At 58.0% G+C, this 26,897-nt stretch carries 23 protein-coding genes and 1 pseudogene; 11 read left to right on the top strand and 13 right to left on the bottom strand.

What is annotated here, in order from left to right:
* Positions 1 to 12: 12 nt before the first annotated feature.
* The 5 genes from xerD to F7D08_RS06645 all read right to left on the bottom strand — a co-directional run bounded on the left by xerD (position 13) and on the right by F7D08_RS06645 (position 4,333).
* Positions 13 to 939 (bottom strand): site-specific tyrosine recombinase XerD, encoded by a 927-nt coding sequence (xerD, locus tag F7D08_RS06665; protein WP_152209876.1) that lies wholly within the window; start codon positions 937 to 939, stop codon positions 13 to 15.
* A gap of 106 nt (positions 940 to 1,045) precedes the next feature.
* A complete protein-coding gene (rplT, locus tag F7D08_RS06660) occupies positions 1,046 to 1,429 on the bottom strand; it encodes a 50S ribosomal protein L20 (RefSeq protein ID WP_033890067.1) in 384 nt (127 codons plus the stop codon).
* Between the two features lie 54 nt (positions 1,430 to 1,483).
* Positions 1,484 to 1,678, bottom strand: coding sequence for a 50S ribosomal protein L35 (rpmI, locus tag F7D08_RS06655; protein WP_152209875.1), 195 nt, complete (start codon positions 1,676 to 1,678; stop codon positions 1,484 to 1,486).
* The gene (gene infC, locus F7D08_RS06650; RefSeq protein WP_152209874.1) at positions 1,659 to 2,393 is read right to left on the bottom strand and encodes a translation initiation factor IF-3; all 735 of its coding nucleotides are present in this window, start codon (positions 2,391 to 2,393) and stop codon (positions 1,659 to 1,661) included. The genes rpmI and infC overlap by 20 nt, the downstream gene beginning before the upstream one ends.
* A gap of 278 nt (positions 2,394 to 2,671) precedes the next feature.
* Positions 2,672 to 4,333, bottom strand: a complete 1,662-nt coding sequence (locus F7D08_RS06645; protein ID WP_152209873.1) for a spermidine synthase — start codon at positions 4,331 to 4,333, stop codon at positions 2,672 to 2,674.
* Positions 4,334 to 4,410: 77 nt separating this feature from the next.
* Between F7D08_RS06645 and F7D08_RS06640 the strand changes: the two genes are divergently transcribed.
* The 3 genes from F7D08_RS06640 to ybaK all read left to right on the top strand — a co-directional run bounded on the left by F7D08_RS06640 (position 4,411) and on the right by ybaK (position 7,078).
* Positions 4,411 to 5,151, top strand: a complete 741-nt coding sequence (locus F7D08_RS06640; RefSeq protein WP_152209872.1) for a thiamine diphosphokinase — start codon at positions 4,411 to 4,413, stop codon at positions 5,149 to 5,151.
* A gap of 264 nt (positions 5,152 to 5,415) precedes the next feature.
* Positions 5,416 to 6,474, top strand: a complete 1,059-nt coding sequence (gene gap, locus F7D08_RS06630; RefSeq protein WP_100493828.1) for a type I glyceraldehyde-3-phosphate dehydrogenase — start codon at positions 5,416 to 5,418, stop codon at positions 6,472 to 6,474.
* Positions 6,475 to 6,568: 94 nt separating this feature from the next.
* Complete coding sequence (gene ybaK / locus F7D08_RS06625; RefSeq protein ID WP_152209870.1) at positions 6,569 to 7,078, top strand: Cys-tRNA(Pro) deacylase; 510 nt, start codon at positions 6,569 to 6,571, stop codon at positions 7,076 to 7,078.
* Positions 7,079 to 7,167: 89 nt separating this feature from the next.
* Here the strand turns inward: ybaK and F7D08_RS06620 are convergent.
* Positions 7,168 to 8,169, bottom strand: a pseudogene (locus F7D08_RS06620) (4-hydroxy-3-methylbut-2-enyl diphosphate reductase); the annotation flags it as partial.
* Positions 8,170 to 8,315: 146 nt separating this feature from the next.
* On the opposite strand from F7D08_RS06620, the gene F7D08_RS06615 reads away from it, so the two are divergent.
* The gene (locus tag F7D08_RS06615; protein ID WP_152209868.1) at positions 8,316 to 9,263 is read left to right on the top strand and encodes an aldose 1-epimerase family protein; all 948 of its coding nucleotides are present in this window, start codon (positions 8,316 to 8,318) and stop codon (positions 9,261 to 9,263) included.
* Positions 9,264 to 9,396: 133 nt separating this feature from the next.
* Entirely contained in the window at positions 9,397 to 9,471 is a 75-nt protein-coding gene (locus F7D08_RS09970; protein WP_003817083.1) for a 50S ribosomal protein bL37, read from the top strand.
* 118 nt (positions 9,472 to 9,589) lie between these two features.
* Here the strand turns inward: F7D08_RS09970 and F7D08_RS06610 are convergent, their stop codons facing one another.
* Both F7D08_RS06610 and F7D08_RS06605 read right to left on the bottom strand, forming a co-directional pair.
* Entirely contained in the window at positions 9,590 to 9,937 is a 348-nt protein-coding gene (locus F7D08_RS06610; protein ID WP_152209964.1) for a hypothetical protein, read from the bottom strand.
* Positions 9,938 to 9,939: 2 nt separating this feature from the next.
* Positions 9,940 to 10,605 carry a sigma-70 family RNA polymerase sigma factor gene (locus F7D08_RS06605; RefSeq protein WP_226803425.1) on the bottom strand — a complete coding sequence of 222 codons (666 nt, stop codon included), beginning with the start codon at positions 10,603 to 10,605 and terminating at the stop codon, positions 9,940 to 9,942.
* A 197-nt stretch (positions 10,606 to 10,802) separates the two neighbouring features.
* Here F7D08_RS06605 and F7D08_RS06600 point away from each other — a divergent pair, with 197 nt between their 5' ends.
* Entirely contained in the window at positions 10,803 to 12,380 is a 1,578-nt protein-coding gene (locus F7D08_RS06600) for a UDP-N-acetylmuramoyl-L-alanyl-D-glutamate--2,6-diaminopimelate ligase (protein WP_152209867.1), read from the top strand.
* 79 nt (positions 12,381 to 12,459) lie between these two features.
* The gene (locus F7D08_RS06595) at positions 12,460 to 13,458 is read left to right on the top strand and encodes a lipid II:glycine glycyltransferase FemX (protein WP_152209866.1); all 999 of its coding nucleotides are present in this window, start codon (positions 12,460 to 12,462) and stop codon (positions 13,456 to 13,458) included.
* Positions 13,459 to 13,504: 46 nt separating this feature from the next.
* Here F7D08_RS06595 and smc read toward each other — a convergent pair whose 3' ends face one another.
* Together smc and F7D08_RS06585 are read right to left on the bottom strand one after the other, a co-directional pair.
* Positions 13,505 to 17,173, bottom strand: a complete 3,669-nt coding sequence (gene smc, locus F7D08_RS06590) for a chromosome segregation protein SMC (protein WP_152209865.1) — start codon at positions 17,171 to 17,173, stop codon at positions 13,505 to 13,507.
* A 49-nt stretch (positions 17,174 to 17,222) separates the two neighbouring features.
* Positions 17,223 to 18,806 (bottom strand): bifunctional folylpolyglutamate synthase/dihydrofolate synthase, encoded by a 1,584-nt coding sequence (locus F7D08_RS06585; protein WP_193316230.1) that lies wholly within the window; start codon positions 18,804 to 18,806, stop codon positions 17,223 to 17,225.
* A 305-nt stretch (positions 18,807 to 19,111) separates the two neighbouring features.
* Between F7D08_RS06585 and F7D08_RS06580 the strand changes: the two genes are divergently transcribed.
* Entirely contained in the window at positions 19,112 to 20,707 is a 1,596-nt protein-coding gene (locus tag F7D08_RS06580) for an aminopeptidase P family protein (RefSeq protein ID WP_152209864.1), read from the top strand.
* 84 nt (positions 20,708 to 20,791) lie between these two features.
* Positions 20,792 to 21,313 carry an NUDIX hydrolase gene (locus F7D08_RS06575; protein WP_152209863.1) on the top strand — a complete coding sequence of 174 codons (522 nt, stop codon included), beginning with the start codon at positions 20,792 to 20,794 and terminating at the stop codon, positions 21,311 to 21,313.
* Between the two features lie 107 nt (positions 21,314 to 21,420).
* Here the strand turns inward: F7D08_RS06575 and F7D08_RS06570 are convergent, their stop codons facing one another.
* Positions 21,421 to 22,701 carry an N-acetylglucosamine-6-phosphate deacetylase gene (locus tag F7D08_RS06570; protein ID WP_152209862.1) on the bottom strand — a complete coding sequence of 427 codons (1,281 nt, stop codon included), beginning with the start codon at positions 22,699 to 22,701 and terminating at the stop codon, positions 21,421 to 21,423.
* Between the two features lie 106 nt (positions 22,702 to 22,807).
* Positions 22,808 to 23,620, bottom strand: coding sequence for a glucosamine-6-phosphate deaminase (gene nagB, locus F7D08_RS06565; RefSeq protein WP_152209861.1), 813 nt, complete (start codon positions 23,618 to 23,620; stop codon positions 22,808 to 22,810).
* 343 nt (positions 23,621 to 23,963) lie between these two features.
* On the opposite strand from nagB, the gene F7D08_RS06560 reads away from it, so the two are divergent.
* Entirely contained in the window at positions 23,964 to 25,088 is a 1,125-nt protein-coding gene (locus tag F7D08_RS06560) for an ROK family protein (protein WP_152209860.1), read from the top strand.
* Positions 25,089 to 25,211: 123 nt separating this feature from the next.
* Here the strand turns inward: F7D08_RS06560 and F7D08_RS06555 are convergent, their stop codons facing one another.
* Positions 25,212 to 26,126 carry an ROK family protein gene (locus F7D08_RS06555; protein WP_152209961.1) on the bottom strand — a complete coding sequence of 305 codons (915 nt, stop codon included), beginning with the start codon at positions 26,124 to 26,126 and terminating at the stop codon, positions 25,212 to 25,214.
* A 227-nt stretch (positions 26,127 to 26,353) separates the two neighbouring features.
* Here F7D08_RS06555 and F7D08_RS06550 point away from each other — a divergent pair.
* Positions 26,354 to 26,897: ROK family transcriptional regulator (locus tag F7D08_RS06550; RefSeq protein ID WP_152209859.1), on the top strand; the 544-nt coding region annotated here is incomplete at its 3' end.

Raw genomic sequence — 26,897 nt, 5'->3', positions numbered from 1 at the left:
GCGTATTGGCACTCATCTGGCCCGTGGATGAGAAGACAGGTACGCCTCGATCAAGTGCTCGGGACTCACATGCGTATAAATCTGCGTGGTGGTCACGCTGGCATGGCCCAACAGCTCCTGCACCGTGCGCATGTCGGCGCCACCTTGGATCAAATGCGTGGCGAACGAATGGCGCAGCGTATGCGGATGCAACGGCCGTGTGATGCCGGCACGCCTACCCGCGTCTTTGACCACTTCCCAAATCGACTGCCGGGAAATCCTACGGCCGCGCTTGTTCAGGAATAGCGCCCGGCGTTCCGGCACATTCGCCGAAGAACGACGTTCAAGCGCTTCTCGAGCTGTATTGAGGTACACGGTCAACGCGTCACAGGCATAACTGCCGATCGGCACCAACCGCTGTTTGGAGCCTTTGCCCATGAGGCGTGCCACATGCTCATCCAAATCAATGTCGTCAAGATTCGCCCCGGCGGCCTCGGAAACACGGCAGCCAGTGGCATACATGAATTCCAGCAACGCCTTGTTGCGCAGCACGACAGGGTCATTCGAGCCGCCAACCGCAGCGGCATCCAGCAGCCTCGTCACTTCATCGATGTTCAACACATCCGGCAATGTGGAAGCCCCTTTAGGAGCTTTGACCGCCGCGGAAACATCATTGATTACTACGTGCTGGGCCAGTGCGAAACGGTGGAATTCATGAAGCGAGGCCAGACGTCGGGCCTTGGACCGCGCAGACTCCCCCGCTGCGTCCAATGACGCGACATAGTCCTCCACATCCTGGGATGTAATGGCATCCGCATGCTCAATGCCTCTGGACTCAAGCCAGTCAATATATTTGTTGACGTCGGACTCGTATGCTTCCACGGTGGCCTTGGCGAGTCCCCGCTCCACACCGATGTGCACGAGGAACTGTTCGATGAGTCTGTCGAAGCTACTGGTCATGGTGCTCAATGATATAAGGCCTTGCATACGAGGAAACCCCGCCAAATAGCGGGGTTCCTATCAAAAGATCAGTCTGATGGACTGTTCGTCTCACGCCTGACGCGTATCACGCCTCGACGGGAGCGTTGACGTCCTCAGGCAGAGCAGCCTTGGCAGCCTCAACGATGGTCTTGAAGGTCTCAGGATCGGAGACGGCCAGCTCGGCGAGGGCGCGACGATCCAGTTCGATGCCGGCGAGGTGCAGGCCCTGGATGAAGCGGTTGTAGGTGATGCCTTCGGCGCGGACAGCAGCGTTGATACGCTGGATCCACAGCTTGCGGAAGTCGCCCTTGCGAGCCTTGCGGTCGCGGAAGTTGTAGTTAAAGGAGTGCAGCAGCTGTTCCTTGGCCTTGCGGTACAGGCGGGAGCGCTGGCCGCGGTAGCCGGAAGCCCTCTCGAGAACAACGCGACGCTTCTTGTGGGCGTTCACTGCGCGCTTGACACGTGCCATAATCTATTCCTCAGCTTTCTAAAAAGTCTTAATTATTCGTGTAAGCCTTCAAGCTCACTTCTGCAGAAGCTGCTTCAGCTTCTTGGCCTGGCCGCCGCGCAGCACAGCGTCGGCGGCCAGAGCGCGACGCTTGCGAGCGGACTTGTGCTCGAGGTTGTGGCGCATAGCGGAACCGACCTGCATCACCTTGCCGGAGCCGGTGATACGAGCGCGCTTGGAAGCGGCGGAATTAGTTTTCATCTTCGGCATTGCTGCCCTCCTTGCTGGTTTGCTTCTTCATATCGGAAGTCTGGGGAGAAATCGAGGCCTTGGCATCGGCGGCGGCCTGTGCCTGAGCCTCCTGCTTGGCGGCAAGACGTGCAGCCTGGCGTGCCTGACGCTCAGCGCGGGACTCGGCTCCACGACGGCGCTGCTCGGACTGAGTATGCACCTTCTTGCCCTTCGGGGCGAGGGTCATGATGATGTTGCGCCCCTCCTGCTTCGGCTTGGATTCCACGGTGCCGAATTCCTCGACATCGTCGGCCAAGCGCTGCAACAGTTCGACGCCGCCGATCGGGCGGGAGATCTCACGACCGCGCAGCATGATGGTCACCTTGACCTTGTCGCCGCCGTTCAGGAAGCGGGTCACGTGACCCTTCTTCACTTCGAAATCGTGATCGTCGATCTTGAGACGGAAACGAATCTCCTTGATTTCCGCGGTGCTCTGGTTACGGCGGGCTTCACGAGCCTTGATCTTCTCGTTGTACTTGAACTTGCCGTAATCGATGAGCTTGGCGACCGGAGGCTTCGCGTTCGGTGCCACCTCGACGAGATCGAGGTTTGCCTCCTTGGCCAGGTTCAGCGCGACAGTCGTCGCGATGACGCCCACCTGCTCGCCCTTCGGGCCGATCAGGCGCACCTGCGGGACGCGAATCTCGTCGTTAATACGTGGTTCGTCGCTGATGATGACTCCAATCCTCTGCATGTTCCTACACGGGTCCACTGGAGCCACATCAACGCATTGGATTCCCGACAACATCAAGCCAAGCTCACGCCGAGCTCTCTCCACTAGCAATGCACATATGCATCACATCGATTGCCCTATCAGTCGGCAATCGGTAGGCTGTTGCCTTGAACCCGAGACCTTGAAAGGTTTCCAGGTGGGGTTACCCCGCTTTCTTGATTTCTCAAGCCAAATGGAAAGTGTACCATACACCCGGACATTGTCCGCAAGCGTGTCGTCGGCAATGTCTATCCGCATGCTTATTGCACCGCGCGCAGCAGTCCGCCGATACCTTCTTTCTGAAGGATTTCACGGTATGGGCCGGCCTCCTGAGCGATGATCTGATCGATGGCGCGCATGCCCAGCACCTCCACCGGCGCTTTATCGTCCGTCAAAATAGTCGATGATGAATCCGGCTTACTGACTGCGACGAACCGTCCGGCAACCTCTTCCATATACCATTGCAATGAGCTGCTGGCTGTGCGTGCATATGTGCGCTGACGCAGCTGATCCGCCTTGGACACTTGCTTCATATCGCTGGATGACTGACTATCAATCGGTTTCTTGGCGAACAGCTCGCGATTCGTGGTGTTCGGCACGTCGGCCGTGAGCATATTGTCAGCTCCGAATACGCTGGCGATGGTATCGCTTAAGGCTTCGTTGATGGATCCGTGTCCATCCGAAACCATATTCATATTGACCACCATCACGCCACCCGGGTTGAGATGTTCGCGCACCATGGAGAAGAACTCAGTGGAGCTCATCTGGAAGGGAATGGTGATGTCCTGATAGGCGTCGACCATGATCACGTCGTATGAGTCATGTGACGCCGCCAGCCATGCGCGACCGTCGTACGTGCTGACCGGCACGTCACTCGGTTCGGAGAAATACCGCCCGGCCAAATCCGTGATCTTCTGATCGATTTCCACACCGGTGATGGACATGTTCGGATAGTACTGCTTGAGCTGTCTCGCATAGGTGCCGGTCCCCATGCCGAGGATCAGCGCGGAATCCGCCTTGTCCGCGAGCGCCGGCGCGGCGAGCGCGGTGTCGTAATACATGCCGGTCAGTCCAGGTTCCTTCATCGTGACCGATTGCACGCCAAACAGCACGTTGGTGGACAGGATCGTGCGGTCGGATAGGTTCTTGACCTGCAGATAGTTGTAGATGGACTCCCCTTCGTAGGCCAGATTGGTTTCCCAGAACGCGAATCCGGTGAGCGGCGAGACGCAGCTGGTGATCACGAATATCACTGCGGAAACCGCGCACGCCACGCGATGCGCCTTGATGGCGATGAAGTAGATCAGCGGGATAAGAAGCAGCGCGCCGGAGAAGATCAGGAAGCTGACGAATGTGCCGACCGCCGGAATCGTGACGAACGTGGGCAGGAAGGTACCCAGAATCGATCCGATGGTGTTGCATGCGGAGAGTCTGCCCACCACGGAGGCGTTGTCTTCCAAGGATGTGGTGGCGAATTTGTTGAGTCCGGCGGTCACTGTGCCGAGCAGGAACAGCGGCGGCACGAAGATGATGGCGCAGGAGATGAACGCGGCGATGATCAGGAAGTTCGTCGACACCGTGACGATCAATAGACCAGAGATAATAAGAATCAGGTATTTGCCCGCCAGTGGTATCAGCGCAATCCACACGGCGGCGACCATGATGCGCATGTACAGTTTGTCCGGGTTCGGATCCTTGTCCGCCCAGCGCCCGCCGAAGACAGCGCCCAGCGCCAGCGCGATCATGATGGTGCCGATGATGATGGTCCACACGATCTGCGAACTGGAGAAATACGGTGCCAGCAGTCGCGAGGCACCTAATTCGGCTGCCATCACGGACATGCCGGAGAAGAATTCGGTGACGTACAGGAACACTTTGGATCTGAGGATGGGTCTTTCGCTTGCCTCAGTGATATGCGCCATGTCTTACTCCCATCCATCCGCTCACAGGTGATGCGCTGCTCAGCCAGCCTAGCAGCAGACGGGCTACAGTTGACGTCATGACGACTAAAGTATGTGCGATTTTCGGCGCTGGCGAATATTACGGAGATCCTGATCCGGCATTGATTCCATCAGACGCTTATGTTGTAGCCGCCGATGGCGGACTTGACCACACTCGGGCCCTGGGCATCACACCGAACGTGGTGGTAGGTGATTTTGATTCGCTTGAAGGCGCTCGACCAGCGGCAGCCGATGGACTGCGAACCGTGGTGCTGCCGCCGTTGAAGGATGATCCGGATATGCTCTCGGCGCTGAAAATCGGCTGGGCCGCCGGATGCCGCGAGTTCCGCATCTGGGGCGGTCTTGGCGGCCGGGTGGACCACACGCTTTCCAATATTCAGCTGATGGCGCTGTTGGCCCAGCATGGCGCAAGCGGTTATCTCTTCGGAGACGGCACCGTGGTCACTGCCATCTGCGATGGGTCACTGTCTTTCGCCGCCCATCCGGTTCCGGAAGCGGGCCATATGGTTTCCGTCTTCTCACTGTCTGATGTTTCGCTTGACGTGAACGAACCGGGGCTTAAATACGAGCTCGAACACGGCACCTTGACCAATACGGTGGTACAGGGTGTGAGCAATGAATTCCGCGATAACAAGCCCGCCTCGATCAGCGTGGGCAGCGGTACGCTGATCGTCACGTTCCCCGCGGAGGTGGCATTGCCGAACGTTCGTCTGGCGCATGAATTCAACGGAGGAATCGGCGAGCTGGATACCGAGGTCTCCGCATTGCTGGCACACTGACGACGACGTGGACCAGCCGCCCGGGCTCCGCTACCGGCACAGCGGAAAACCATAGAACGTCCTGTCGCCAGGCACTGCGGTGAACGTACGAGGAATCTTGCGCAAACAGCGATGTGAGCGCTCACAAAAAAATGAGATTTTTTGCCCAAAACGCACGTTCAAACGTTGCTTTGTGTACACAGTCGGCATTACAGTAACAACTGTTGGTAAACAATGGCGTGGTGTGTCAAGGCACATTACCGCCACCCTACAAGGGAGAATTACATGACAGTTAAGATTGGTATCAACGGCTTCGGTCGCATTGGTCGTCTCGCCTTCCGTCGTATCTTCGAGCTGCAGGCTCGCGGCGGCCAGGCTGGTGACATCGAAGTTGCCGCCATCAACGATCTGACCACTCCGGCCACCCTGGCTTACCTGCTGAAGTACGATTCCACCCACGGCACCTTCCGTCATGACGACGGCACCCCGGTCGACGTCAAGGCCACCGAGGACTCCATCGTGGTGGACGGCAAGGAATACAAGGTCTACGCCGAGAAGGACGCCAACAACATTCCGTGGGTCAAGAACGACGGTGTCGAGTTCGTGCTCGAGTGCACCGGCTTCTACACCTCCGCCGAGAAGTCCCAGGCTCACCTGAACGCCGGCGCCAAGAAGGTCCTGATCTCCGCTCCGGCCAAGGATGACGTCACCCCGACCGTCGTGTTCGGCGTGAACCACACCATCCTGAAGCCGACCGACAACATCGTGTCCGCTGGCTCCTGCACCACCAACTCCATGGCCGCCATGGTCAAGCTGCTGGACGAGAAGTTCGGCATCAAGGCTGGCTTCATGACCACCATCCACGCCTACACCGGCACCCAGATGCTGCTCGACGGCCCGCGTGGCACCAAGTCCGGCCGCAACCTGCGCGCTGCTGGCATCAACACCATCGCCCACTCCACCGGCGCCGCCAAGGCCATCGGCAAGGTCGTTCCGTCCGTGAACGGCAAGCTGCAGGGCCACGCTCAGCGTGTCCAGGTTCCGGATGGCTCCGTCACCGAGCTGACCACCGTCCTGAACAAGGAGACCACCGCCGACGAGATTAACGCCGCCTTCAAGGAAGCCTTCTCCAACACCGACTACTACGGCTACAACGATGAGGGCATCGTCTCCTCCGATATCCTCGGCGACACCCACGGTGGCGTGTTCGATCCGACTCAGACCGATGTGAACAACATCGATGGCCTGACCCTGGCTCGCACCGTCTCCTTCTACGACAACGAGTACGGCTTCACCTCCAACATGATTCGTACCCTGCTGTACTTCGCTGAGATCTCCGAGTGAATCCTCGCGGGTCCGCCCGCATAGGTTCGCCTAAGAACTAAGCCGATGAAACCCCCGCCATGTGCGGGGGTTTCTTTGTAGTAGAACAGAGACCATGGCAAAGAAGAACAAACACGGCAAAGGCACCGGCTCCACCCCCGCCACAGTGCAACTGGAGAAAGCCGGCGTGGAATTCCAACTGTACGAATACGAACACTCCAATGACCACATGGACGACGGCTATGGTGTAGAGGCCGCCACCAAGCTCGGATTCGACGAGCATCAGGTGTTCAAAACCCTGATGGCGGATACCGGCACCGAACGTGTAGTGGGCGTAGTGCCGGTCAGCGGACATATGGATCTGAAGGCGCTGGCGGCAGCGGTTGGTGCAAAGAAGGCCGCGATGGCGGACCCGAAGGTTGCCATGCGCGAATCCGGATACGTGGTGGGAGGCATTTCACCGCTGGGACAGAAAACCCATCACACAACCGTGTTAGACGAAAGCGCATTACAATTCGATAAAATTTTGGTCTCCGGCGGCAAACGTGGATTATCTGTCGGCGTCAATCCGAATGACCTTTTGAAAGTGCTGAACGGCATTGCAGCGCCGATTGGAACGTGGTAACCCGCCAAGGCTCCTCTCAAATCGCTGAACCGTAAAACGGAGAGTCCAGTGGACTCTCCGTAGGCGAAGCGAGCGGCTATGCTGCGAAGCTACCGGCGGCGAAGCTCAGCCGGTAGCACAAAATGCATGTTCTCCTTAATCGTCTCCACGGATTTCATGCCAGTGAAACCTTGGGATTGCAGGGCTTCGATCACGCCGGACACCAATGCGTCCGGCACGGATGCGCCTGAGGAGACTCCTACAGCCTCTACGCCGGTAAACCATTCGGGCTTGAGCTCGCTGGCGTCATCCACACGGTAGGCTGTGCCACGCTCCCCCAGACCTTCCTGCGCCACTTCCATCAGACGTACGGAATTCGAGGAATTCGCCGAGCCCACGATCACCACGCAATCAGACCGTTGTGCCACCAACTTCACGGCCGCCTGGCGATTCGATGTGGCATAGCAGATATCGGAGCTGGGCGGTTCTTCAATCCAGGGGAACCGGACCTTCAACGCCGCAATCGTATCAGCGGTTTCATCCACACTCAATGTCGTTTGCGAAAGCAGCACCAGCTTTGTTTCAGGCGAAAACTCCAGCGAGGCTACATCATCCGCATGCTCGATCAGATGCACATGCTCCGGGCTCTCCCCTACCACGCCTACCGCTTCATCATGGCCTTTATGACCGATATAGACGATTTCATAGCCTTCTCGCACGAAACGCAGCACCTCACGGTGCACCTTGCCCACCAACGGGCAAGTAGCATCCACCACATGCATGCCACGGCGTTTGGCCTCCTCCTTGACCTCAGGAGACACACCATGGGCAGAGAACACCACCGGGATCCCCGCTACCGCCGCCGCATCGGGAATCTCCCCCAATTCCTGGACGAATACAGCACCTTGATTCGCCAGATCCTCGACCACATGCTTGTTATGCACAATCTGCCTGCGCACATATACCGGCGGCAAGCCATCATCACGCACCAGCTTGCCCGATGATGCAGCGGCCTTCAGAATCGTCTGCACCGTAAGGATCGCCCGGTCCACTCCCGCGCAGAAGCCTCGGGGATCAGCCAACACCACACATTTGGTCATTCGTTTCTCCTTGTTCGCACACTGCCCTTCAGTCTAGAGCAGGTTCTCGGCAAAGCTCAGGCCGATAAGGCGAGTAAGCACAAAAAACGCGCTACACTGACTGTTAGCGATAACAATGGTTATCGAACCCAACACCATCTCACTACGGGAGTGATTCCATGACGAACACAACGCCGCGCACCGGTCAGCAGTACAGCATTTCCTATGGCGATTACGAAGCCGTGATCACCGAACTTGGCGCCACCATGCGCAAGGTAACCTACAAGGGCAAGAACGTCATCGTGCCGCTCGGCGCCGACGACCCTGTCACCTGCTGCCACGGCCAGCTGCTCATCCCGTTCCCGAACCGCATCGCCGCAGGCACCTACGAGTTCGAAGGCAAGACCTACACGCTGCCGATCGACGAGCATGACCGTAACACCGCAATCCACGGTTATGGCTACCGCGCGTTCTGGAAGCTCGAATCCCTGACCGAGAGCTCCGTCACCCAGTCCTGGCGCGCACCGTTCCTGCTGGGCTACCCGTTTGCCATTAAGGTGTATGCCACCCATGAGCTGACCGAAGACGGCCTGAAAATCACCGTCAGGGCCGAGAACTACGGCGACGTCGACGCCCCTTGGGCCGTGGCCATCCACCCGTGGCTGGACAACGGATTCAACGGCTACGGTGACGAGATCGACGGCCATAACGCGCAGTGCCATCTGACCGTGCCGGCCGCCACCCACGTCACCGTGGACGACAATCTGATTCCGACCGGCACCGAGCCGGTGGAAGGCACCAAGTACGATCTCAACGCCGACCCGCTGCTGGTCAACCAGCCGTTCGATGATGCCTGGACCGATCTGAAGCGCGATGCCGACGGTTCCGTCACCGCGACTTTCACCCGCCCGGACGGCTTGGTGATCAAAGTCGGCGGCGATGAGACCATCACTTCCTTCCAGGTGTGCACCGGCACCGGATTCCCGGCATTCCAGCACCCGGCCGGCACTGCCGTGGAGCCGCAGACCGCCTACGCCAACGCGTTCAACACCGGCAAGGATCTCATCGTGATCAAGCCGGGCGAGTCCAGCACCACCACGATGTTCATCAAGGCCGAACAGCACTGAGACCGATCGGTCAACGAGGTCTTCGGAGTTACGCCATATCTCGACGTGCGGCAATGACACACGTGTTGCGTATAGTCTGAGCGATGTGGCATAATTCCGAAGGCTTATTTTTCTTTAAGTAAAGGAGTCCATCATGGGCATGCGCGGACGTAAGCGTAAGGATCGTCGTAAGAAGGCCGCTAACCACGGCAAGCGTCCTAACGCCTGATTCTTGACGTATTCCATTGGAATATGCATGAAGCCCGTCTGAGCAATCAGACGGGCTTCATTTGTTTTCCCCTCGCATTCCAGCCGCATCCCATTTTTCCGCGGTCAGACGCCATGTATCACTTATCTTCGCCGCAGCAATGATCGAGCGTGGCCTTAAGCTTCGCCATCAGGCATTCCGGGGCCACATCAGGGCGCAAATACGCACGCAACGCCGCAATCAGCGCCTGCTCGCGCGCATCACAGCAGGTTGATGGATCAAAACAGTCCTCAGTCTGCCCATACTGCCCGTATTCCCGAGCATCCGCGGCTTCACTTTGCGCGGATTGGCAGTTACATTCCACACCGCCTTCACCCGAGCAGCACTGCCTGGTGGTGATATGCACTTCGGTCCTGCGCACCACGCCATCCGACGTCGTGCTGGTGATGGAGATATGACGAGTCTGCTCAACACTCCGATCGTTCATCATCACATCTCCTTTCCATCATTTCCATTATGGACGGTTTCAACGTGCTCATTCGCGTTTTTCCGTAACTTCGCGGATGGTGAACCAGCTGATTTCGTCGCTTCATCTGCTACATACCCCCGTTCACGCGCATATGTCGCCAATTCACGTTTGAGCTGGGCACGCGCACGGTTCAAACGGCTCATCACCGTGCCGATCTTCACTCCCTGCTCATCCGCCACCTGCTGATATGACTTGCCATCGATGGCGGCATCGATGAACACTTGGCGGCGTTCGGGGGAAAGTTTGGCGAGCGCCTCCATGATCTCCTCGGGAGCGAAGGCATCCAGATATTCCTCTTCGGCGGATTTCAGCCCGTCTGAGGAATGTTCCGCGGCATCATAGATGTCCCAGTCATCGTATTCGCCGGTCGAATCGTTGGCACGTTGCGGCCGACGCTTAGCTTTGGCGTACTGGTTGAAATAGGCATTACGTTCGATGGTGGTCATCCACGCCTCGAAATTGGAGCCGGGCTGAAAGGTGTCGAAAGCTTTGAAACCGCGCTCAAAGGTATCCTGAACCAAATCCTGCGCATCCTCCGGATTGTTGGTCAGCCGCATTGCCTGTCGATAGAGCGCATTGACGGCCGGCATGGCCAGCTGTTCGAACCGGGCGCGTTTGGACGCCATGGTCTCCCCCGAAACCGTGTTCCTGCCCGTGTCCGTGCCGCCTTGAGCGATCTGATCTGGTACTTGGTTCGTTGTGGTCACGATTGCTCATTGTAGCCAACCCATGTGCTCATATCGTGGTCGATGCCACCAGTGCCATGCCATGGCGCAAACGGCCTGTAGAATATCATTCGGTAAGAAACAGGGAGAAACGATTTATGGCTTTGACTTTGGCCTCGGCGGCACAGCTGCTTGAACACCATCATCTGTTGCGCGAAATCATCGCAGGCGATTGCTGGACCCTTGACACGGGGAAGATCACCGACCACGATCAGCCATTCGGCAACATCACCTATGACACACGTGAAGTAACAGCTGGCACTTTGCTGTTCTGCAAGGGCAATTTCAAGGCTTCGTTCCTCCGGAACATCGACGAGCGCGGCCTGGCCGCATATGTCGCCCAGACGGATTACAGCCAGGAGACGTCCGCCCCCGGCCTGATCGTGACCGATGTGCGCAAGGCCATGAGCCTGTTGTCCGCCGAGTTCTTCGCCCGTCCGCAAGACAAGCTCACGGTGATTGGCATCACCGGCACCAAGGGCAAGACCACGACCGCCTATTTCACGCAAGCCGTGCTCAACGCCCATTCCGATGGCAGATGCGCATTGTTCTCCTCGGTGGACAATTGTCTCGACGGCCATACTTACGTCGAATCGGCTCTGACCACCCCGGAAAGCCTCGACGCCTTCCGCATGATGCATGAGGCCGTGAACAATGGCATGCGATATCTCGTCATGGAGGTGTCTTCCCAGGCATACAAAGTCAACCGAGTCTATGGGCTCACGTTTGACGTGGCGGCGTTCCTGAACATCTCCCCCGATCATATCAGCCCCATCGAGCATCCGACGTTCGAGGATTACCTTTACTGCAAGCGTCAGATCACCTATAACTGCAAGACACTGGTGCTCGGCACCGATTGCGATCACGCCGAACTGATCCGCGAAGACGCACGAAACGCCCAGGTGCCAGTCGTCACGTTCGCTTTCCGTGATAGCGATGCCGACGACACCGGCAACAGCCGGCAAGACAGTGATTTCATTGCATTGCCCGATCCGAACAATGCGGCCCAATACATATTCCGCGAGCACGGCAAGGCCATTGGCGATTTCTCCCTTGAACTTGAGGGTGGATTCAACGCCGCCAATGCGGCCACGGCCATCGCGCTCTCCCGTGCAGCCGGAGTGCCTGCGGACTCCCCCGCATTCGCCGCACTGGAACACGTCCGTATTTCCGGCCGCATGGAGCATTTCGCCAATCAGGACGGCTCAATCGTGGCGTATGTGGATTACGCACACAATTTCGTGAGCACACGCACGCTGATTGACTTCGTATCGCACAAGTATGCCGAACGCAATCCCCGCATCATCGTGGTCACCGGTTCCGTTGGCGATAAAGCCGTGGATCGTCGCGAGGGCATCATCAACGGAGCGCAGGAGAAGGCCGATCGCATCATCCTGACCTCGGAGGATACCGTCAAGGAGCCGATGCTTGACATCTTGAACGAGATGCAAGGATACATCACCAATCCCAACGTCTCCAGCGAAATCATCCTTGACCGCGCCAAGGCCATCGAACAAGCCGTTCGTGAGGCCGAACAGACGTCGGCAGCAGGTCGTATGACCGTACTGCTGGTTATCGGCAAGGGCGAAGAGCAGTGGATCAAGGTGGAAGGCAAACATGCCCCCTACGAGGGCGATGGACATGTTGTGCGCCGCCTATTCGGCATCGCGCAGTAGTCAGCAATCACGACAAATAAACAATCATCAGATTGACAGATCACCGATTTTGTGCACAAGAGAACATAGGATTACGACAATGATCACTTTGAAAAAGGTTGATGGAGCGACACTCGAAGCCGAAGCGGCACAGGCAGGCATCACCCTGCCCATTGAGCAAACCGCGGTCTGGTCGAATTACCAATCCGACATTGACGGGCGTACGCCGTGGGGAAGCTACCTCATCATCCACGATGATGCAGTTGTGGCGGTGATCTCGTTTATCGATTACGAAACTCACGGCTATCATTATCTTCGATCCGTTCATGGCCCGACTTGGCTGACCAAGCCGAATGAATCCGATGAGCAGCAGGTAATCGCCGCCATTGTAGATATGGTCAGGCACACCGATCGCAACATAGTCTTTATCCGCATAGATACCTGGTACAGCACTGGCACAAAACCAGTACTATCCACCGTGCCCTACGACGCTACCGTGGTCATCGATGTGACAGGCGGCGATGATGCGATTCTGTCCCGTATGAAGCGCCGCGGCCGTCGCGATGTGCGCAAGTCCCTTCGCGAGTGCCCAGCTGAGGTGGCCGATGAAACACAGCAGGCCTTAAATGATTTCTCCGAGTATTACGATGTTATGGTGGAAACCGGAAAGCGTGACGGATTCGCGCCTGCGCCGATAAGCGACTATTCCGATATGATCAAGGCCCTTGGCGCTAACCATTGCCGTGTCTTCGCCGCGCGCATCGACGACAAGGTCGTGGCCTGGTCCATCGTAACGGTGAACGGCTCGCGTGCCGTACGTTACTATGCAGGCATGCGCAACGAAGTCATGCGTCTTCATGTCACCGATAAACTGCTGTACTCCGAATGCTGCATTCTCGGCACGCAGGGCATCACGGATTATGACTTGATGGGCATTGGCTCTGATTTCGCTCCTTCCTTGAAAGGACTGAACGAGTTCAAGACCAAATTCACCGAAGAAATCACCCCAGTGGCTCCAGCGCGTGATATTCCAGTAAAAAAGAGCTTCTACTGGGCTCTGCAGACGCTTCAACATCTGCGCAAGTCTATACGGAAGTAACGGTCAGACGGCGACGGGAGCACTCTTTACAAGAGTCTCCCGTTATTTATTTGCGATCCAATTTCTGGCTGATGACCGCGGTCACACCATCGGCGCGCATGGTCACGCCATACAGCGCGTCGGCAATGCTCATGGTACGCTGCTGATGGGTGATGATGATGAGCTGCGCATGCGAGCGCAGCTCGTTCAACGCGTTGATCAGTCTGGTGAGGTTCACATCATCGAGCGCGGCCTCCACCTCGTCCATCACGTAGAACGGACTGGGGCGTGCGGTGAAAATCGCGAACAGCAGCGCCAACGCTGTCAGCGAGCGTTCCCCTCCCGAAAGCAGACTTAACTGTTTGACGCGTTTGCCTGCCGGGCTTGCCTCCACCAGAACACCGGTGGCCAACAGATCATCCGGGTCTTCCAAACGAAGACGCCCGGTGCCTCCGGGGAACAGGGTGGCAAATACCTGTTCGAAGGCTTTGGCGGTATCATCGAACGCCGCTTTGAATACCGTGACCATGGTGGAATCAAGGTCCTTGATCAACTGCATGAGATCATCACGGGACTTCACCACATCGTTGCGCTGGTCATTGAGATACTTATTGCGCTCTTCCAGGGCTTCATACTCTTCAGTGGCCAGTGGATTCACTTTGCCAAGCGCCGCAAGCTCTCGACGCGCCTTATCCAGCCGTTTCTTCTGTTCGGCACGGTTATAGGGCACGGTCTGGAAGCATTGCGGCCGCGCTCCGTCCTCTGCAACCGCCTCGGAAGCAGCCTCGCCCTCCGATACGTCACTATGGTTCGTCGAACCGTCGTACGGCACTGGATTGCCGTTATCGTCGAGGACCGGCACCGGCTGGTCAGTACCATATTCCCGGACCAATTCCTCCAATGTCAATCCGAGCTCATCGGAGACCTTCTGCATAAGCTGGCCCGTTTCCATGGCGAGTCGTTCGCGGTTCACATCCAACGCATGTTCGCGTGCGGTCAAATCGGTGACCTGCGGCTCGATCGCGTTGCGTTGCGCGCGCAATGCCTTCAGCTCGTCATCATGGCTGGATGCTTCGGCCTGCAGACGATCGCGTTCGGCTGCGATGCTGTGCAGGGTATGCCCCACCATCAACGCCACGCCGCGCGCATCCTGGGCGATGCCTTGCAAACGCGTGATTTGCGCACGGCGTTTGGCGTTCAGCTCTTCGATGCGGGCACGTCGTTCCGCCGCTTCCTTGGCGTTATCGCGAAGCAATTCGGCCTGTCGATGCAACGACCCGGCTTTACGGGAGGCATCGGTCCAAGCAATTTTCGCCTCGATCTCGTGCTCCCGCGCATGAGACAATACCTGTTCAAGCTCATGCTCCCGCTCTTCGAGATCATTCCACTGTTCCTGCGTATCGCCGGATTGTCGGGCGGATTCCAACGCGCGATTGAGATCATCCAGCTTCAGCTGATGGTCATGCATCTGCGACCTCGTTTCAGCAATACGATGATCGAATTGCGCGGCTTGCCGGTCCAGTGATGCAAAACGCTGTTGCGCCGACCGCAATGCTTGCTGCGCCTGCTGCACCTTGAGCCTCAGCTCGGTACGTTTGGACGATTCCTGATCGACCGTCCGCGCCGCATCATCCCGCTGCCGCTGAGCTTCACCCACCTGCTCGGCGATCCGCTGCTCCCGGTCTTCAAGTTGCGACGCCTGGGCCAATGCCTTATCGCGTTTGGAGGCAAGAGCCAGATCGGATTGCGAAAGCGACGAGCCGCCGACTGCGGCGACTCCCCTGCACAGCATTTCGCCCTGGGCTGTCACCGCGCATTCAGCTTGTCCGGATTCCACCAACTGTTGCGCCTGCTCAAGATCGTCCGCCGCGATAGTGTCGTTCAGCAGTAGTCGCACCGCAGCTACCACATTCTGCGCCGCCGTTCTATCGACGGCCTGAGGATTGACGCTGACCAACGAATCAAGCCGGCGAACAGTCTCTTTATCGGTCTCGGTATCCGGTACCGGTTGATGTTCGACCCGCGCAAACGAGGCGCGACCTGCCGTGATCATCACGGCCTTGCCTAACTTGTCTTCGCGGGCACGCTCCAGCGCATGAAGCATGTTGTCCGGTTCGGCTACCACGATGGCGTTGGAAAACTGGCCGAGCACATGGGCCACCGCTTCTTCCCAGCCTTCAGCGACACGGATGAAATCGGTGAGCCGCCCTAAGACATGTGCGTCTTCATCATGTTCCAATGCGCTGGACGCGTTACGACTGGTCAACGTGTCGGCAAGCGCATCGGCTTTGGCTTTCAGGGAGATGATTCGCGATTGCAGACTACGCTGCATGTCCGTCAAATCGTTCAGCGCATCACGGCATTCGGCCAATGCGGCACGAGCGGCGTCCAACGCCGCACCGTTGTCATCTGAGATTGCTTCGGCTTGCTCACGCAAAGCATCCAGCTGATGCCGCACGTCATCGCGCTGCTCGTCGACCGCCGCACGCTGGCCTGCATAATCCTTGGCCCTGCTCTGGGCCAATTGCACAGCGGATTCCTCTCGCGCAATCAATTCGCGCAGCCTGGTGATCGCGGAATCGCGCTCTTGCGCGGTTTTACGCAACTCGGTCAACGTCTGACGTACCGAAGCCAACTGCTTTTCGGCATCGGCCCGCTGTTCCGTGGCCTTGTCGAAAGCCAATCGGGCATCGCTCACCGTATGATCCTGCGCGTTGGCCTGTTGCTCGAGTTCATCCGCACGAACATGCAGCACATCGGGATCCTCGCCCATGTTGCCGACGATGCTATGAGCCGTCGATCGCGCACGTTCGTCGGCAAGTTGGGCCAAAGCGAGCAGGCGTTCTCTGGTTTGGGAGAAATCATGCCAGTACTGGTTGGCTTGCGCGATGGCAGGACTTGATTGAGAGGTCAGGGATTCCACTTGGTCGATGCGCACCTTCACCTGCGCCAATTCACGTTGCGCGGCAGCCAGCTGAGCCCGTACTTCACCTAATTCCTTGCGCACGGTTTCCCGGCGAGTCATCGACTGCTGCGCATCCTCGGCATACAAACGCGCTTGCGCATCGCGCAAGGAAATCTGAATAGCATCCGCCCTGCGGGAGATGCGGGCTTGTCTGCCGAGCGGCCCCAACTGCCGGTGCAGTTCCCGCAGCAGATCATCCAAACGATTCAGATTTGATTCGGTGTTGGCCAGTTTTCGTAGCGCGCGTTCCTTGCGCTTACGATGCTTTAAGATGCCAGCAGCCTCTTCGATGAACGCTCGATGGCCTGAGGGATCGGCCTTGAGAATCGCATCCAATCGGCCTTGGCCTACAATCACATGCATCTGTTGGCCAAGGCCGGTATCCGAAAGCAATTCCTGAATATCCAGCAGACGGCATGTCGAACCGTTGATGGCGTATTCCGATCCCCCATTGCGGAAGATCGTGCGGGAAATCGTCACTTCCGTGTAGTCGATATCCAATGTGTGATCGGAATTATCGATAGTCAGGCTTACCTGTGCTCGACCAAGAGGCGGCCTGGAGGACGTGCCCGCAAAAATCACGTCCTCCATCGAGGTGCCTCGCAGATTCTTTGCACCCTGCTCACCCATCACCCAGGTCAGGGCATCCACAATGTTGGATTTGCCTGATCCATTAGGGCCTACAACCGCGGTGATCCCCGGCTCGAACCGCAATGTAGTGGCCGAGGCGAAGGATTTGAAGCCGCGCAGGGTGAGCTCTTTAAGATACATGGCTTAGCACCGTCTTTTGCTATGTTGCTTGTAGCCCAACCGTCCCCGGTCAGGCTCGCACATCATCCGACCTGTTCGCGGAAGAACCGGATTCGCCAAGTCCGAGTACATCAAACACATCGAAATCGTCAGGGCTGACTTGATCGTCGAGCATGTCTGCGGCAGCGGCATCTGTCTGCGTATCGGAATCATCCGAATCATCGGGGTCGACCACTGGCTGGTGAATAACCATCGCCTGTTTCATCGTAGGGCTCACATGCTCTTCGAGCATCGTACGAGCGTCGCCGGCGGTGACGAAACTGCCGCAGATCAACACGCCATGGCCATAGCCCACGCCCAATTCATCTTCCGCATCGACCATGTTGACAGCGGTCTGGATGGCATCAGGTAGGTTCGGTTCCTTGATCACACGATCACGACCGAACACGTCCACGGCGATCTTCTCCAGATCGTCGGCGGACATCACGCGGTCACGCCAGGAGTTCTCGGTAACGACCACGGAGCTCAAAATCGGCTCAAGCACGCCAAGGTACTCCTCGACCTGCTTGTCGCGCATCATGGCCACCACGCCGACCAGTTGCTTGAAATCGTAGCTTTCCTCAATGGCCTTGCGCAGGGCTTCCGCGGCGTTCACATTGTGCCCGCCATCAAGGATGATGGTCGGCGAGGTTCGAATCTGTTCAATACGGCCCGGAATCTTGACCGAGCTCAAAGCTTCGGCCACCAGATCACCGTCCAGCGGGCCGTTCACCGGAATCACCACTTCGGCGGCGGCGAGTGCGGCGAGTGCATTGTGGGCCTGATGTTCGCCGAACTTGGCAATCGGCACGCCTTCGTAGGTTCCGTTCGGCGTGGTGAGCGTGGCCACCTGACCGCCGACCGCCGGCATACGATCGGACACGGTCATCTCGTAGCCATCGCGCATGAGCGTGGCATGATTGCGGGCGGCCGCTTCTTCGATGATCGGCATGACCGCTTCCTCATGCGGCTGCGGACCGATGATCGCGGTACAACCGGGCTTGATGATGCCAACCTTCTCGCCGGCGATCTTCTCGACCGTATCCCCCAGCCACTGCATGTGATCCATATCCACCGGGCCAATGATCGCCGCATCGGCATTCAGCACGTTGGTGGCGTCCCATGCGCCGCCCATGCCGACTTCCACGATGGCCACATCCACCGGGGCATCGGCGAACTTCCAGATGGCCATTGCGGTGAGCACTTCGAAGAAGCTCATCTTCGGCTTGCCCTGCTCCTCCATCTTGGCGTCGACCAGCGCCACCAAATCCTTGGTCTGATCCCAAATGTCGATGAAGTCATCATCGGAAAGCTGCTGGCCGTCGATGCAGATACGCTCATTGATGCGTTCCAGATGTGGAGAGGTATAGAGGCCGGTGCGCATGCCGTAGGCGCGGCAGATGGCTTCAGCCATGCGGGCCGTGGAACCCTTGCCGTTGGTACCGGTCACATGAATCACACGGAACGACTGCTCAGGATGCCCCAGCAGATCGAGCATCAGATTCATGCGATCCAAGTCGAGGTTCGTGGTGTTATGCTCCGGAGGGCGGCTCATGATATCCAGCTCGACGTCCCTCATTGTCTCGTTGTTCCTGTTCGGATGCTCGAATGACATGCCCATCCTCCATCTCTATCTCAATCGGCGCGCTGCACGCCAGCTCAGCACAAACCGTTACCCAGCTCGTGCCAGAACATTGTCCCTTGCTCACCTTTGACCCGGTTCAGAGCACCTCTGTAACCGTCCATGCCAAATATGAACTTTCAAACGAAAACTTCCACCATAGTAATCGTCGGGGTCTATAGGTTCCAGCATTCAGCTCATTGCGCATTCCGCGCATACAAAATCAGAAATTGCATGCGCTGAATGCGAACGACTACTATGGGAGCGGTAACATGAGCCTTCTTTCATAAGGAGTATCGATGGGTGAGGTAGTCACCGCTAAGGATAAGGAATATGAGGCCGAAGAGCGTAAAAGCGCTCCGGGCAGTGATCAGGCCATGAGCGATCGCGTGAACAATCGTTCGCTGCGTCCGCGCTCCGAAGCGTTCAAGGACTTCATGAAGTCCGGCTGGGCCGATGACGAGCCGGAAATCAAGCCGCTGGAATCCTCCAAGTTCATCCCGGCCCGCCTCGCCGCCCTGGGCAAGGCCTTCCCCGGCGAACGCCTGGTGATTCCCGCCGGTCAGCCGAAGGTCCGCAACAATGATTGCGATTACATGTTCCGTCCGGATACCGCTTTCGCGTACTACACCGGTCTTGGCGTGGATTATGAGGCCGGCGCCGTGCTGGTGCTGAACCCGGTCGACCCGGATTCCGAGGAGGCCAAGGCCGGCCAGACCCATACACCGGAATTGTTCGTGGCCCCGCGTGCCGATAATTCCACCACCGACTTCTTCATGAACCCGCATTACGGCGAATACTGGGTGGGCCCCCGTGCAGGCTTGAAGGAAATGACGGCCATGACCGGCATTGAGACCCATGACATCGCTCAGCTCGCCGACGCGCTGAGCAAGGATGTCGGCTCCGAGGCCGGCGCCGTCCGCGTGCGCGTGATGCGCGAGACCGATCCGCAGATCACTTCGCTGGTCGAGTCCATCCGCGAGGCCAACGGAGCTGCCGACCCCGACAAGAACGCTGCGAATGACGACAAGCTGCACGAGTTCACCTCCGAAGCCCGCATGATCAAGGACTCCTACGAGATCAATGAGATGCGCAAGGCCGTGGACGCCACCAAGCACGGCTTCGACCGCCTGCTGAGCACGCTGCCGTCCGCCATCGACAAGCCGCGTTCCGAGCGCATCCTGGAGGGTGCGTTCAACGCGGTGTCCCGTGAGCTCGGCAACGCCGTCGGCTATGACTCCATCGTGGCTTCCGGCGCTCATGCCCCGATCCTGCATTGGATGCGCAACACCGGCGTGGTGAAGACCGGCGATATGCTGCTCGTGGATGCCGGCGTGGAAGTCGATTCCCTGTACACGGCCGATATCACCCGCACGTTCCCGACCAACGGCAAGTTCACCGATCTGCAAAAGCGTCTGTACCAGGCCGTTCTGGATTCCCAGCAGGCTGGTTTTGAAGCCGCCAAGCCTGGCGCCACCTACTCCGATATTCACCATGCCTGCATGCGTGTGATCGCCGAGCGTCTGCATGATTGGGGTCTGCTGCCGGTGAGCGTCGAGGAGTCGCTCTCCCCCGAAGGCCAGCAGCACCGCCGTTGGCTGGCTTGTGGCGTGGCCCATCATCTTGGTCTTGATGTGCATGATTGCGCTCAGGCTCGTTTCGAGGCCTATCAGGGAGCTCCGATTCGCCCGGGCATGATCTTCACCATCGAACCTGGCCTGTACTTCCGTGAGGATGATCTGCTGATTCCGCCGGAGTACCGTGGCATCGGCATCCGCATTGAGGATGACGTGCTGATGACCGAGCATGGTCCGGAATGGATTTCCGCCGGCATTCCGAAGCAGATCGAAGACGTGGAAGCCTGGATGGCCGACCGCGCCGCCGCGAATAAGTAATAGTTCAGCTCCTCTCAGTCGGCTATGCGCCGGCAGCTCCCCTCCCAGCGAGGGGAGCCATTTTTATATAGGAAGGTAGAAACCATGCCAACACCAGAATTCGTGCTCGAATTACGTAAAAAAATCGGCCATGATCTGCTATGGCTCAACGGCGTGACCGGCTATGTGCTGAACGATCAGGGCCAACTGCTGCTCGGCCGCCGCTCCGACACCGGTGAGTGGGCCATGGTCTATGGCATCAACGAACCCGGAGAACAACCAGCGGATACCGTTGTACGGGAAATCAAAGAGGAAACCGGGGTGGATGCCATCGTCACCGATCTGGTGGCCGTGACCTCTTCGAACAAGGTGTTGACGTATGCCAATGGCGACAACACCATGTATATGGATCATTCTTTCCTATGCAAGGTGAAGCCAGGCGGCAATAGCGAACCGTTCGTCGGCGACGAGGAAAGCCTGAATGTAGGATGGTTCGATCTTGATGACCTGCCCCGGCCTTTGGCGGCAAGCACCGTGGAGCGTTTGCGTCTGTTTAACCGATACTTCGAGAACAAGAAGAACGGCGACGCCCACGCATTGTTCGTCTTCGACGGCGTGCAGCACTGATTGATACGTATCAGCCAGTTTTTGCTGATACGTATCTCATATCAAGGAGCCGGGTACAGATTCCATAAGGCCTGTACCCGGCTCTTTATATCAAACCAACGCAATCATTACTTGATCTTGCGGCCTGCGCACCACACCTGTTCGACCTTCCAACCGGCAGGATCGATCAGGTTGAAATCAGCGGCATAGCCAGGGGCAAGCAAACCAATCGGCGCGCCGGTCACCTCATTGGGCTTATCGAAGCCGAACGCTTTGGCCGGTGTCAATGTGGCGGCTTCAACTGCGGCGACCGGACTGATGCCGAGTTCATTCACCGCACGGCTCACGGCACCTTCCAGCAGCAATGTCGAGCCGGCGATAGCTCCATTGGAGACCAAACGTGCATGGCCGTCGACCACGTTCACATCCAGTGCACCCAACTTGTATGCACCATCCGGGCAATCCGTGGCGGCCATGGCATCGGTGACGAAGGCGATGCGATGCGGCGCGAACCCGAAACCGAGCTTCACCATCGGATTCTGTACATGGAAGCCATCGTTGATCAGCTCGATGGTGACGCGAGGATCCTCCACAGCGGCTGGAATCGGACCCGGCTTACGGTGATGCAATCCGTTCATCGCGTTGAACATATGGGTCATGATGCCGGCCCCCGCATCGAATCCGGCCTTGGCGGTCTCATAATCGGCATCGCAATGTCCGACCGCGGGCACCACCCCCGCAGCCGCAAACTGGCTGATTGCACTCAAACCATGAGGCAGTTCAGGAGCAATGGTGATCTGACGAATGCATCCACGCTTGCCATGCTGCGAATCGGCACCTGAAGCCTCGAGTATCTGGTCGACGATCTGCGGAACTGGATCCTTGAGACAATTCGGGTCGTGTGCGCCCTTACGAGCGAGCGCCAGGAACGGGCCCTCCAAGTGACACCCGAGGATATCCGGCCGTCCAGAAGCCATTTTGTCTCGAACCATGCGGATGTTGCGGCAGATCACGTCAAGCGGATTGGTAATCAACGACAACACCTGGCGGGTGGTGCCGTGCACCGCATGACCGGCACGCGCCACATCGATGCCATCCGGGCCATCATCGAAGCTTTTCTCCCAAGCGCCATGTGCGTGGATATCCACATATCCCGGGGCGAGGATCCCTCCGGCTGCGTCCAGCACCGCTTCGCTTTCCGAATCAATGCCCGCCTCGGTGCAAGCCTCGGCAAAGGACCGCTCACCGGTTCCGGCTGCCACGATGACGCCATTCGCATCGGAAACGATCCAATACCCGGATTGTTCGCCCCGCGCGTCCACCTTACGCGCATTATGAATCGCCACCGGAGACGGCTTGCCCTCCAAAGCCGCAGTCACACGCGATACGATCTCTTGCCTATCAGCCATGTACGCTTCCTCGATTCATCCCGCAGGGATTCTCCTGCAGTTTCCATGCTCCACTGAATAATAGAGCTCCCCTCCATGAGGGGAGCCTCAACAATCCGACAGTCGATCAGATGCCCTGCCATGCCGGCTTGTGCGTATAGGCGTAACGGTAGTAGTCCTTATGACGCAGGCGGCTTGCGGCCTCCTCGTCCACGATGATCGTGGCGTGCGGGTGCATCTGCAATGCGGAAGCCGGGCAGAACGCGGATACACCGCCCTCCACGGTCTCCTCGATGGCCTCGGCCTTGCCGGAGCCAAATGCCAACAGCACCAGATGACGAGCCTTCATGATCGTGCCGATGCCCTGCGTGATGCAATGGGTCGGTACCTGGTTGATGTCGTTATCGAAGAAACGCGCGTTGTCGATGCGGGTCTGCTCGGCCAAGGTCTTCACACGTGTGCCGGAAGCCAGTGAGGAGCCGGGCTCGTTGAAACCGACATGGCCATCGGTGCCAATACCGAGAATCTGCACGTCGATGCCGCCTGCTGCCTCGATGGCCGCATCATAGGCGGGGCCGGCGGAAGCAATCTTCGCCCCATCCTCAAGCGGCGTGCCGTTGAGCACATCGCCGGGCACATGGACCTTCGCCGGGTCGAGGCCCAGGGGCTCGACCACCGTGCGGTGGATGGTCGCATGGTAGGACTCCGGGTGGATCAGCGGCAGACCGATGTACTCGTCCAACGCGAAGCCCTGCACCTGGGAGACGTCGATGGACTCATCCTTGACAATCCGAGCCAGCGAACGATACGCAGCCAGAGGGCTGGAGCCAGTGGCCAGACCCAGTACCGCATTCGGCTTGGCCTTGATAAGATCGGCCACGCAGCGCCCGTAAATGTCGCCAGCCTCGGCCTCGTTCTTCACAATGATGATCTCAGGCATTGTTACTTTCCTTCATCCGTGACCCGTTATATGCAGGCCCATGTGCAGTTGTATTGCATCGAGGGGTGATGGCAACTTCTTTGTCACGGCCCGCAATGCGTCGTGGTCCACATACCATGCGCGATATGCCAAACCAACTAATTGTTAATAATACTTACAATTTTGGACTTCCCCATATCCGGTGTTTTCAATACACCTCGAGCTCGAGCTGAGGTACACTGGAAAAAGTTAGTGAAGTATCATAACAGATTCAATGATGAATGAGCTTCAACGCACAGCAACAGAACATCTGCGACGAGCATAGGCTGCTCCGGAGCGCATGTTCATCCAGATAGGAGGAATAATGTCACTCTTTGGAGCCGCTTCGCCCTCGAACACCCAGTCGGCCAAATCTTCGCCGACCGATGTGAGACGCAGTAATCGGCAATTGATCTTTTCCCTGCTATTCCCCACCAACCAGTATTCGCGTGCCGACCTTGGTCGTCTCACCGGCCTGAGCCGCGTGGCGGTCTCCGATGTGGTCAGCCAAATGCTCGACGAAGGACTATTGCGCGAAACCGGTCAAGCGCCAAGCGGGGGCAAGGGCAAGCGCGGCACCTTGCTCAGCATCGACATCGACCGGCTGAACATCGTCAGCCTTGATCTCACGCAGGACCATATGCTTCACGGCGCGGTCACCAACCTGCTGGGGCAGGCGTTGCGCCACGCGGAGATCACTCTCGGCGCCGGAGAACGAGTCACGTTGGAGATGATCGGAGAGCTTATCGAGAAAATGATGGGCATGGCCGAAGGGACGGTCATCGGCATCGGCATCGCATCCCCCGGTGTGGTGGATGGCGGCGTGGTTAAGCGGTCCACTTGGCTCGATTGGCATGATATGGATCTTTCCGCTCCGCTTCAGGAACGGTTTGGCGCCAACGTCACCGTGACCAATGACGCCACCGCCGCGATGCTGGCCGAACGATTCTTCGGCCAGGGCGATAGGAACATGATCTTCGTGCGCATTGAAAGCGGCATAGGCTCGGCGATTCTCATCAACGACGCTCCCGTCAAGGGGGAAATGCATGCGGCAGGCGAAATCGGGCATATTTCCATTGACCTCAACGGCCCCGAATGTCCGTGCGGCAAGCGCGGATGCCTGGAAACCATGATCTCCGACCATGTCTTGCGCAAGCAGCTTATTCACGCCGACCAACAGCAGAAGGTAGGGATTCTTGCCCAAGCCGGGCGGCATCTCGGACAAGCGCTCTCCATGCCGGTTGGACTGCTCGACATGGCTGATGTCTGCGTGTACGGGCAACCGGATATCGTCAACGCGACATTCATCAATGCGGCACAGCAATATCTCGACGCCAGCACTTCCTCGACGTTCCACAAACACACGGTCATTCGCCGATGCGAATGCGGCTCGGATATCACCGTGCAGGGTGAAGCGATTGCCGTGCTCGTGCACTACCTGAGTCAGTGAGCCCAATCAGACTCAAGCGCGCACCACCGCCCGCAGTCGCACAGTCATAACAGTCACAACATGGTGAGGGGGTGGGCCACTCCCTCACCATGTTCACGCGTATTCGCCGGCCATGTTCGCCCCCTACGCGGCAACGGCAGCACCGATTGCGCCCACAGGCTGGTCCAATGGGGCCAAGCGCAAACGGCTTGGAAGGTCCAACGAGGCAAGGAACCGGCATTGCGATTCCCTGCGCCGCAGTTCAGCGGCAATGACCTCCATCAGCGAATCGCCGGTCTTCGCCATACCACCACCCAGAATAATCACCGAAGGATCCATGGACTGCGCCACAATCTGAATGGTGTCCCCGATAGCGCGCACCACCATATCCAGCACATCCACAGCCTTCGCCTCGCGCTTTTTGGCACGGCGAATCAAGTCGGGCATCGCAGGATTGGCGGATGGCCACAGCCTCGCCACGGAGGCACCGGAACACACGGTTTCCAGGCAACCATATTGGCCGCAGGGACACTTGAAACGGTGTGGTTCCACCGGGATATGACCCACCTCCCCCGCCGCCCCGCTTGCGCCATGCATCAGCACACCATCCTGTACCAGGCCAGCCGCAAGACCGGTGCCGAAGTTCAGGAACGCCACGACGCCGGGCAGGCTGGCCCCACCCCCCAATACCACGGACGCGCCAAGCGCCGCCGCATTGACATCGTTCTCGACGTGCGTCGACACACCGGTGCGCTCCGCGACCAGTGGCCCCATATCCAACGAGGTCACCTCAAGGTTCACGATATTGTCGACATGCCCGGAAACATAATTCACCTGGCCGGGAGTGCCTATGCCGATACTCGTCACCTGGCTGAAATCACCGTCGCAGACCCGCCCCGCGACAGCGGCGATATCTTCAATCACGGCCTCCTCGCCATGACGGGCCGGGATCCTCTCGGTGCACACCACACGGCCGAGTCCATCGACCAAGGCCGCTTCGATCTTGGTGCCGCCTACATCGACGCCGATTCTCAATACGGTCGAATCTTGCTCGTTCATCATTCTCTCGCTCCTTCGTTCTTCATTGAACCGATGCCCGATATCAGTGTGCCCCAGAGTATTGACAACATTCTTAACAAATTAAAAGCCGCGATATCACAGCACGACACGCCGACCGATTTGGTTGATTGCGTGAATCAATTAACGACGTTAATATCTTAATCAAGTTCAGATTCAAAGACGAGCGGACGTAATCACTCGCAACGAGGCAGGACAAGGAGGACTCCATGGCGCTTGAAGCCAAGCAAGCTACTTCACAAGCCAGCGTTTCCGAATCCAATCGTTCGCGCATCCTTCAGCATCTGTACCACCACGGCATCAGCTCCCGCGCACAGATCGCGAAGGCACTGGATCTCACCCCCGCAGCCATCACCAAAATCACCGCCCGACTGATCGAAGCCGGCGTGATCGAAGAGACCGGGGATATTGAAGGCTCCAAGAACCGCCGTTCCATCGGTCTCGAACTGGACACCACACGTTTCCATATCATCGGCGTGAAATTCGCCCGCTCTTTGGTGCAGATCGGAGTTTTTGACCTGTGCGGCAACGCGCTCAGCCTGGAAACCCTGCCCACGGTATACGACAACACCATTGACGACACCGTCGTCATCATCCACCAGCGACTGGCCCAGCTTCTTACAGAAGACCAATCCATCGTCGCCATCGGCATGGCAGTGCCCGGCCCCTACCTACGCAACGAAGGTCGCACCGCCGTGGTCTCCAGCATGCAGGGCTGGCGCAAAATCAACTTCATTAACGAATTCGCCTCCG

Origin of the sequence: Bifidobacterium cebidarum (genome assembly GCF_009193305.1) — a bacterium.
Classification (GTDB): Bacteria; Actinomycetota; Actinomycetes; order Actinomycetales; family Bifidobacteriaceae; genus Bifidobacterium; species Bifidobacterium cebidarum.
Note: the sequence above shows the minus strand (reverse complement) of the source record. Positions and strands in the feature narration are given on the sequence as shown.

Excerpts from the sequence above, each read along its gene's own strand:
- F7D08_RS06640 (WP_152209872.1), top strand. The coding sequence starts at position 4,411 with ATGACGACTAAAGTATGTGCGATTTTCGGCGCTGGCGAATATTACGGA.
- F7D08_RS06570 (WP_152209862.1), bottom strand. The coding sequence starts at position 22,701 with ATGGCTGATAGGCAAGAGATCGTATCGCGTGTGACTGCGGCTTTGGAG.
- ybaK (WP_152209870.1), top strand. The coding sequence starts at position 6,569 with ATGGCAAAGAAGAACAAACACGGCAAAGGCACCGGCTCCACCCCCGCC.
- xerD (WP_152209876.1), bottom strand. The coding sequence starts at position 939 with ATGACCAGTAGCTTCGACAGACTCATCGAACAGTTCCTCGTGCACATC.
- F7D08_RS06600 (WP_152209867.1), top strand. The coding sequence starts at position 10,803 with ATGGCTTTGACTTTGGCCTCGGCGGCACAGCTGCTTGAACACCATCAT.
- infC (WP_152209874.1), bottom strand. The coding sequence starts at position 2,393 with ATGCAGAGGATTGGAGTCATCATCAGCGACGAACCACGTATTAACGAC.
- nagB (WP_152209861.1), bottom strand. The coding sequence starts at position 23,620 with ATGCCTGAGATCATCATTGTGAAGAACGAGGCCGAGGCTGGCGACATT.
- F7D08_RS06610 (WP_152209964.1), bottom strand. The coding sequence starts at position 9,937 with ATGAACGATCGGAGTGTTGAGCAGACTCGTCATATCTCCATCACCAGC.
- F7D08_RS06585 (WP_193316230.1), bottom strand. The coding sequence starts at position 18,806 with ATGTCATTCGAGCATCCGAACAGGAACAACGAGACAATGAGGGACGTC.
- F7D08_RS06580 (WP_152209864.1), top strand. The coding sequence starts at position 19,112 with ATGGGTGAGGTAGTCACCGCTAAGGATAAGGAATATGAGGCCGAAGAG.
- F7D08_RS06575 (WP_152209863.1), top strand. The coding sequence starts at position 20,792 with ATGCCAACACCAGAATTCGTGCTCGAATTACGTAAAAAAATCGGCCAT.
- F7D08_RS06615 (WP_152209868.1), top strand. The coding sequence starts at position 8,316 with ATGACGAACACAACGCCGCGCACCGGTCAGCAGTACAGCATTTCCTAT.
- F7D08_RS06605 (WP_226803425.1), bottom strand. The coding sequence starts at position 10,605 with ATGGCGTCCAAACGCGCCCGGTTCGAACAGCTGGCCATGCCGGCCGTC.
- rplT (WP_033890067.1), bottom strand. The coding sequence starts at position 1,429 with ATGGCACGTGTCAAGCGCGCAGTGAACGCCCACAAGAAGCGTCGCGTT.
- F7D08_RS06645 (WP_152209873.1), bottom strand. The coding sequence starts at position 4,333 with ATGGCGCATATCACTGAGGCAAGCGAAAGACCCATCCTCAGATCCAAA.
- rpmI (WP_152209875.1), bottom strand. The coding sequence starts at position 1,678 with ATGCCGAAGATGAAAACTAATTCCGCCGCTTCCAAGCGCGCTCGTATC.
- smc (WP_152209865.1), bottom strand. The coding sequence starts at position 17,173 with ATGTATCTTAAAGAGCTCACCCTGCGCGGCTTCAAATCCTTCGCCTCG.
- F7D08_RS06595 (WP_152209866.1), top strand. The coding sequence starts at position 12,460 with ATGATCACTTTGAAAAAGGTTGATGGAGCGACACTCGAAGCCGAAGCG.
- gap (WP_100493828.1), top strand. The coding sequence starts at position 5,416 with ATGACAGTTAAGATTGGTATCAACGGCTTCGGTCGCATTGGTCGTCTC.
- F7D08_RS06555 (WP_152209961.1), bottom strand. The coding sequence starts at position 26,126 with ATGAACGAGCAAGATTCGACCGTATTGAGAATCGGCGTCGATGTAGGC.
- F7D08_RS06560 (WP_152209860.1), top strand. The coding sequence starts at position 23,964 with ATGTCACTCTTTGGAGCCGCTTCGCCCTCGAACACCCAGTCGGCCAAA.